The sequence below is a fragment of the Rhizobium acidisoli genome, assembly GCF_002531755.2.
Classification (GTDB): Bacteria; Pseudomonadota; Alphaproteobacteria; order Rhizobiales; family Rhizobiaceae; genus Rhizobium; species Rhizobium acidisoli.
Window position 1 is genome coordinate 4,562,030 of the sequence record NZ_CP034998.1, and the last position, 7,251, is coordinate 4,569,280.

Sequence of the window (7,251 nt, forward strand, 5' to 3'; positions counted from 1 at the left end):
CCTCCTCCAAAAGCTGAGTTCAGATGGCCTGCGCCTCGTGGCGGGTCAGCCGCTCTTCGATATGCTCCAGTGATCCGAGCGCAAAGAAATCGTCGAAGGAGGCGATCGGAACCTGTGCGGTCAGTCTCGACAGGAAGTCGTCCGAGCCGAGCTCCTCCTCGATTGCCTCCACCTCAGCCGAAAGCGGCCTGTCCACGATATAGAAATCCGCATGTTTGCGCACGACCTCGTAGAGCATGGCGGCGACGCCCTTCGGTTCATCGCCGAGGATGTCGATCGCCTGGGCGGAGAGCAGCGCCTCCAGCGCTGCCAGGCGCTTCAACGCCTGCATCTGCCGCTCGAAGCGCTCGATGACCAGCGGCAGGAAGGCCGCCTCGTCCTCCAGCCCCGCCGCCACCACCAGCGACTGCGCCGACACCGGATTGGACATCGACAGCACGCGCGAAAAAATCTCGCCGGCAAGCTTGATGATCGGCCCGAATCCGGTGGCGATCCGCCCCGGCGGCACGAGATTGACCGGCAGGTCGCGCCGCTGGCCGTTGCCGAGAATGACGCAGCGGTTGAAGGCATTGCGCGCCGCATGCGCCATGCAGAGGGCTGCTGATTCGAGCAGGATCGTCACGTCGAGCGGAAGCGAACCGCCGGAGGTCATCACCCGGCCTTCGACCACGACCGGATTGTCGTCCGAACGCCCGGTGGCGGCAAGGATTTTATGGCCTGTTGACAGGAGGTTTTCGATGACCGCGCCGAACACCTGGGCGATCATGCGCAGGCTGAGCGGATCCTGCACATGCGTTGCAACAGGCCAGTTCCAGTCGTCGGAGGCGTTGCAGAGCCAGGCGCCGATCAGCGCCTCACGCGCCGTGCCGACATGGCGCACCGCCTTCCAGGGATCACGCGATGCACCGAGCGCGCCGGCCGCCATCATCGCCGTCGCCAGCAGGATGCGGATCGAGGCCGCCGCATTGCGCGTCGTTTCCGCGGCCGCGGCAAAACTCACCGCATTGATGCTGAGCGAGGCAAGGCTGTCGCGCGGCGCCATCCGCACCGGCTCCAGCCCGGCCGCCCGGAAAGCCTCAGCCGCCTGCATGCGGTTGCCGCGGTAGATCGCTTCGCCGACCCCGGTCAGCACCGCGCCGATCTGCCCCATCAGGCCGATATCGGCGCAGCCGATCGAGCCGGTGCGGCGCACGACCGGGATGAGATCGGCTTTCAGCATGGTGATATAGGCCTCGATCAGCTCCGGCGTGCAGCCGACCTGGCCGGTCAGGGCCGTATTGACGCGGATCGCCATGGCATTGCGCACGACATTGCAGGAAAACGGCGTGCCGGTGCCGAAATGATGGGCGCGCACCAGGCCGAGATTGAAGGTGTCGAGTTCGTCGGCCGACCATTCCACATCCTTCATGGCGCCGACGCCGGTTGTCGAGCCGTAGACGGGCATGCCGGAGGCGATCGCATCCTCGACGATCTCGCGGGCAATGGCGATGCGGGCCATGCCGGTGGCCGAAGCCGAAATCGTCGCCTTGCCCGCACCGATCGCCACCATCTCGGCAAAACCGAGCGGCCGTCCGGAAAGTTCGATGCCAGGGCGTTCGTGCTGCATGTGCCATATCTCCTAGATTACGAGATTAAGCGGCCCCTCCGTCACATGGGATATCCTAAATGCCGAACACAGCATGTTTTTGACAGGCGGATCAGCTCAGCATCCAGGCAATATAGAGAAGCATCAATGCGATCACCCAGAGGGCGATCCTGGCGGAGCGGTTGTGCCGCGCCTCGGCCTTGCCGATCGCATCCGCCGTCTCAGCGTCGAAGCGTAAGCCGTGTTCGCTCATGTGCAGAAGCTGGTGGTGGAATTTTTCGGTCTTCGCCGCAATTTCCGGCACGGCTTCGGCAAGCTTCACTGCCGCCTTCAGCCCATCCTTCAGATCGGTGGCGATCCGCTTCGGGCCGAGATTGGTGCGGATCCAGTCGCCGACGACCGGCTCGGAGGCCTTCCACATGTTGAAGCGCGGATTGAGCATGCGCGACACGCCTTCGACGACGACCATGGTCTTCTGCAGCATCACCAGCTCCGGCCGTGTCGCCATGTCGAAGAGTTCAGTCACTTCGAACAGCAGCGTCAACAGCTTGCCCATCGAGATCGTCTCCGCCGGCTGTCCATGGATCGGCTCGCCGATCGCCCGGATCGCCTGGGCGAAACTCTCGACATTGTGGTGGCCCGGCACATAGCCCGCCTCGAAATGCACCTCGGCGACGCGGATATAGTCGCGGGTGATGAAGCCATAGAGAATTTCGGCGAGGAACCGCCGTTCCTTTTTGCCGAGCCGCCCGACAATGCCCATGTCGACCGCAACGATCATGCCGTCCGCATCGACGAAGAGATTGCCCGGATGCATGTCGGCATGGAAGAAGCCGTCGCGCAGCGTGTGGCGCAGGAAGGACTGGATCAGCGTGTCGGCGAGCAGGTTGAGATCGTGGCCGGCCGCGCGCAGCCCCTCGACGTCGGACATGCGGGTGCCGTCGATCCATTCCATGGTGATGACGTCGCGCCCGGTGCGCTCCCAGTCGACCTTCGGCACGCGGAAACCGGGATCCCTTTCGGTATTCTCGGCGATTTCGGAGAGGGCGGCCGCCTCCAGGCGAAGATCCATCTCCACCTTCGTCGTCTGCTCCAGCGTCTTCGTCACCTCGACCGGCCGCAGCCGCCGGCTGGAGGCCAGGAAACGCTCCTGCATACGGGAGACGAGATACATCGCCTCGATGTCGTGGGCAAAGCGCTGGCGCACGCCGGGCCGCACGATCTTGACGGCGACCTTCTTGCGGCCCTCCGATGTTTCGACTTCGGCAGGATGCACCTGGGCGATCGAGGCAGCGGCGATCGGCTCGCCGAAGCTCGCATAGAGCTCGTCGATCGGCCGCCCGAGCGAGCCTTCGATATTGGCCTTGGCCGCAGCCGAGGGGAAGAAGGCCATCCGATCCTGCAACTGCGACAGGTCGTTGGCGAATTCGACGCCGACGACATCCGGCCGCGTCGCCAGGAACTGCCCGATTTTTACATAGGAGGGGCCGAGCCGCTCGACGGCGTGCGCCAACCGGTCGCTGCGCTTTTGATGGCGCGCCTTGCTGCGTTCGAAAATCGTCACGAAGGATTTGGCGAGCGCCACCGGAGGCGGCAGGCCTTCGGAAGGCAGAGCTGAGACGACGCCCTCACGCACAAGCACCCAGCCGACGCGCCAAAGGCGGAAATAGGCCCCGAACGTGCTCATGCTGCACTGCCCCGCCGGCCGAGGTTGGTGTTTTCTTCCCTCATGCCCTCAGAGCTTCCAGCCGGAATGCAGCGCGGCGATGCCGCCGGTGTAATTGGTGTAGGTGACTCGCGAAAAGCCGGCCTGGCGGATCATCGCCGCGAAATTCTCCTGGTTCGGGAACTTGCGGATAGATTCCACCAGATACTGGTAGGGTTCGGCATCGCCGGTGATCGCCTTGCCGAATTGCGGAATGGCATTGAACGACCAGGCGTCGTAGATCCTGTCGAGCAGCGGCATGTCGACTTCGGAAAATTCCAAGACCAGCAGTCGTCCACCGCGCTTCAGCACGCGATAGGCCTCCGACAGTGCGGCATCGATCCGCGGTACGTTGCGGATGCCGAAGGCGATCGTATAGGCGTCGAAGCTCGCCGGCTCGAAAGGCAGTTCCTCGGCATTCGCCTCGACGAAGGTGAGATTGCCGGAAAGCTTCTTCTTTTCCGCCCGCTCGGCGCCGACGCCGAGCATCGAGCCGTTGATGTCGAGCACGGTCGCATGCGCCTGCCGGCCCGAGGCCTCGACGATGCGGAAGGCGATGTCGCCGGTGCCGCCGGCAACGTCGAGCACCCTGTAGCCCGGCTCCTTGCGCGGGTTCAGCGCCGAAATCATCGCGTCTTTCCAGGCGCGGTGCATGCCCATCGACATGACGTCGTTCATGATGTCGTAGCGCTTGGCGACTTTGTGGAACACCTGGTTGACCAGGTCCTGCTTCTCGCCGCCCGGCACCTCGCGGAAGCCGTAGGAGGTCTCCATGCCGCCATCGGCGGAAGTGCGGCTTTCAGGCATCAGACTGCTCCGTTCCTCGATATTCAGCCGCGCAGGCCATAGCGAAAGACCGCGCGCGACGTTATCACTGGGCCGCGCTCTCCGCGGACCACTGGCGCTATAGCGCACATCGTCCTCGGTTGAAACACGTTAGATACAGATGGGTTAAGATGCCGGAATTGCCAGAAGTCGAAACGGTAAAACGCGGCCTGGCGCCGGCGATGGAGGGTGCTCGTGTCGCCAAGCTTGAGCTGCGCCGCGGCGATCTGCGCTTTCCCTTTCCCGACGCTTTCGCCGACAGGGTTTCCGGTCGCACCATCGTCAGCCTTGGCCGTCGCGCCAAATATCTGCTGGTCGATCTCGACGACGGCAACACGCTGATTTCCCATCTCGGCATGTCCGGCTCTTTTCGCATCGAGGAGGGTCGCATCGAGGAGGGCGCTGGAGCGGCCACGCCTGGCGAATTCCACCATGCCCGCTCGAAGGACGAGAAGCACGACCACGTCGTCTTTCATCTGGAAAGTCCAGCCGGTCCGCGCCGTGTCGTTTATAACGATCCGCGCCGTTTCGGCTTCATGGATATGGTGGGGCGCGCCGACCTTGCCGCCCATCCCTTCTTCCGTGATCTCGGCCCGGAGCCGACGGGAAACGAGCTCGGCGCCGCCTATCTCGCCGAGCGCTTCCGCCACAAGGCGCAGCCGTTGAAGAGTGCGCTGCTCGACCAGAAGAACATTGCCGGTCTCGGCAATATATATGTCTGCGAGGCGCTGTGGCGCGCCCATCTTTCGCCGATCCGCGCCGCCGGCACGCTGGTGACCGCGGGCGGGCGGCCGAAAGAGCAGCTTAACCTGCTTGTCGCCTCGATCCGCGATGTCATTGCCGATGCGATCGCCGCCGGCGGGTCGTCGCTGCGTGACCATATCCAGACCGACGGATCGCTCGGTTATTTCCAGCATTCCTTCTCCGTCTATGATCGCGAAGGTCAGGCTTGCCGCACGCCCGGCTGCGGCGGTACGGTCGCCCGCATCGTCCAGGCGGGCCGCTCCACCTTCTATTGCGCCACCTGCCAGAAGTAAGAACGGGAGAACAGCATGGCCTATGAGACCCTGATCGTCGAAACCCGAGGCAATGTCGGCCTCGTCACGCTGAACCGACCGCAGGCGCTGAACGCGCTGAATTCCACCGTGCTGAAGGAATTGAAGGAGGCCTATGCCGCCTTCCACGCCGACGAGGCCGTCGGCGCGATCGTCATCACCGGTTCCGAGCGCGCCTTTGCCGCCGGCGCCGATATCAAGGAGATGCAGGCGCTTCAATTCGCCGATATCTATAAGAGCGATTTCATCAGCGGCTGGGACGAGGTCGCCAAGGCCCGCAAGCCGGTGATCGCCGCCGTCAGCGGCTTTGCGCTCGGCGGCGGCTGCGAGCTTGCGATGATGTGCGATTTCATCATCGCCTCGGAGACGGCGAAGTTCGGCCAGCCGGAAATCACCCTCGGCGTCATTCCCGGCATGGGCGGCTCGCAGCGGCTGACGCGCGCCGTCGGCAAGGCGAAGGCGATGGATCTCATCCTGACCGGCCGCATGATGGATGCGGCGGAAGCCGAACGCTCGGGACTTGTATCGCGTGTGGTGGCGCCCGAGCGTCTGCTCGAGGAGGCATTGGCGGCGGCGGAAAAGATCGCCTCGCTTTCTCAGCCTTCGGTGCTGATGGCCAAGGAGGCGGTCAACCGCGCCTTCGAGACGACGCTGGAGGAGGGGCTCCGCTTCGAACGCCGGCTGTTTCACAGTCTCTTTGCCACCGACGACCAGAAGGAAGGCATGGCGGCCTTCGTCGAGAAGCGCAAACCGGCTTTTAAGCACCGTTGAACGCTTTTAGGCGGTTCCGGCCGCAAAGCTTGAAAATCCGCGTTGACGTGGGCCGGCTTTAGAGTTATATGCCCGCCCATGGTTCGGAAAGCCGGTTTGGTTTTCCGCGATTGCTCCCGCATTGCTGGATTTTGTGGCCGCAGGGCCCGCGGTAATGGCGGAGTTTGTTCGAATTCTTGAGAGAGGCATCCATGGCCAATACAACTTCGGCGAAAAAAGCGACCCGCAAGATCGCCCGCCGTACCGACGTCAATAAGGCTCGTCGCTCGCGCGTTCGTACTTTCGTTCGCCAGGTCGAAGAGGCCATCGCATCCGGTGACGCCGCCAAGGCGAAGGAAGCTTTCCTGGCGGCTCAGCCCGAGCTTGCCCGCGCCGCCAGCAAGGGCGTGCTGCATGCCAACACGGCATCACGCAAGGTCTCGCGCCTGGCCGCTCGTGTGAAGGCTCTTTCGGTCACCGCGACCGCGTAATCTTCCGTTAAGGTCTTCCTCGTTATGATTAGCCCGGTAATTTTACCGGGCTTTTTCGATTCCGCGGATCAGCCCCTCTATGGTTAATCCTGCGACTGTTTCGTGTCAGCGCCATGACAGGAAAAATTGTTTAAAAACAAAGACTTGCGCAAGGATGCTTTCACGCCACGCGACTCTGCCCCGACCTTCCGGGACCAGGGGGGAGTCAAGAAGATTTTTATTTTTTTTCTTTCCATGCGTGTCAAAATAGCCCGAACGGGGAATCTCCTTGATTCAAAAGCGATTCTTTTTTGACGGTGGTGTGACGCCCGAAAAGGGCAGGCGGAGTCAATGCCCGCTTCTTAATTTTGCGTAAAATTCATCGTTGATATTGCCTTTTGATCCTGCCTAAATGGCTTCCAACAGAGGGCGCGGACATCACCTGCAGAGGCTCGGTCTTAACTGCCACGTCGGCAGGGCGATAAGTTTGTGCCATTTGTTACGGAGCCTTGCGCTTCCGTTTTTTCAAGCACTCGACGGATTTGGGCCGTAACGTGGCTGTTACGGGCAGGGATGTTTTGTGCCTTCAGTGGCCACACGTTTAAGGCGAGGTCGCCGGAGAAGGTTAAAGTGATATTGCGTACGGGCTGATCGGTTGAAAACGAGGATCGACCGCCAGCCTGGCACGGAAGCCGGTGAAGGTTGCCGCATGAACGCGGTCCCTGCAACGGTGTTCTGCGCCATGTTTGAGTGAACCGGCAGGTAAGCGGCTTCATGAGGATGCCGTCAGCTCGCCAAAGCGGGGAATGATCGGGCGGCTATTTTAGCGGAAGCCGCCCGGTGGAATTGAAAGGCGGCATT

6 protein-coding genes are annotated in these 7,251 nt (G+C 62.4%); 3 read left to right on the plus strand and 3 right to left on the minus strand.

The window, feature by feature from the left end; all coding sequences use genetic code 11:
- Window positions 1–19: 19 nt before the first annotated feature.
- The 3 genes from CO657_RS22250 to ubiE form a co-directional block, all read right to left on the minus strand.
- Window positions 20–1,606: an aromatic amino acid lyase gene (locus CO657_RS22250; protein ID WP_003589032.1), complete on the minus strand. Its 1,587-nt coding sequence runs from the start codon at window positions 1,604–1,606 to the stop codon at window positions 20–22.
- A 91-nt stretch (window positions 1,607–1,697) separates the two neighbouring features.
- Entirely contained in the window at window positions 1,698–3,272 is a 1,575-nt protein-coding gene (gene ubiB / locus CO657_RS22255; RefSeq protein ID WP_054182047.1) for a 2-polyprenylphenol 6-hydroxylase, read from the minus strand.
- A 48-nt stretch (window positions 3,273–3,320) separates the two neighbouring features.
- The gene (gene ubiE, locus CO657_RS22260) at window positions 3,321–4,097 is read right to left on the minus strand and encodes a bifunctional demethylmenaquinone methyltransferase/2-methoxy-6-polyprenyl-1,4-benzoquinol methylase UbiE (RefSeq protein WP_012559727.1); all 777 of its coding nucleotides are present in this window, start codon (window positions 4,095–4,097) and stop codon (window positions 3,321–3,323) included.
- Between the two features lie 149 nt (window positions 4,098–4,246).
- On the opposite strand from ubiE, the gene mutM reads away from it, so the two are divergent.
- From mutM to rpsT, 3 genes are all read left to right on the plus strand, one after another.
- Window positions 4,247–5,152, plus strand: a complete 906-nt coding sequence (gene mutM / locus CO657_RS22265) for a bifunctional DNA-formamidopyrimidine glycosylase/DNA-(apurinic or apyrimidinic site) lyase (protein WP_054182046.1) — start codon at window positions 4,247–4,249, stop codon at window positions 5,150–5,152.
- Between the two features lie 15 nt (window positions 5,153–5,167).
- The gene (locus CO657_RS22270) at window positions 5,168–5,941 is read left to right on the plus strand and encodes an enoyl-CoA hydratase (RefSeq protein ID WP_054182045.1); all 774 of its coding nucleotides are present in this window, start codon (window positions 5,168–5,170) and stop codon (window positions 5,939–5,941) included.
- Between the two features lie 191 nt (window positions 5,942–6,132).
- Complete coding sequence (gene rpsT / locus CO657_RS22275; protein ID WP_003570835.1) at window positions 6,133–6,411, plus strand: 30S ribosomal protein S20; 279 nt, start codon at window positions 6,133–6,135, stop codon at window positions 6,409–6,411.
- Window positions 6,412–7,251 lie beyond the last annotated feature (840 nt).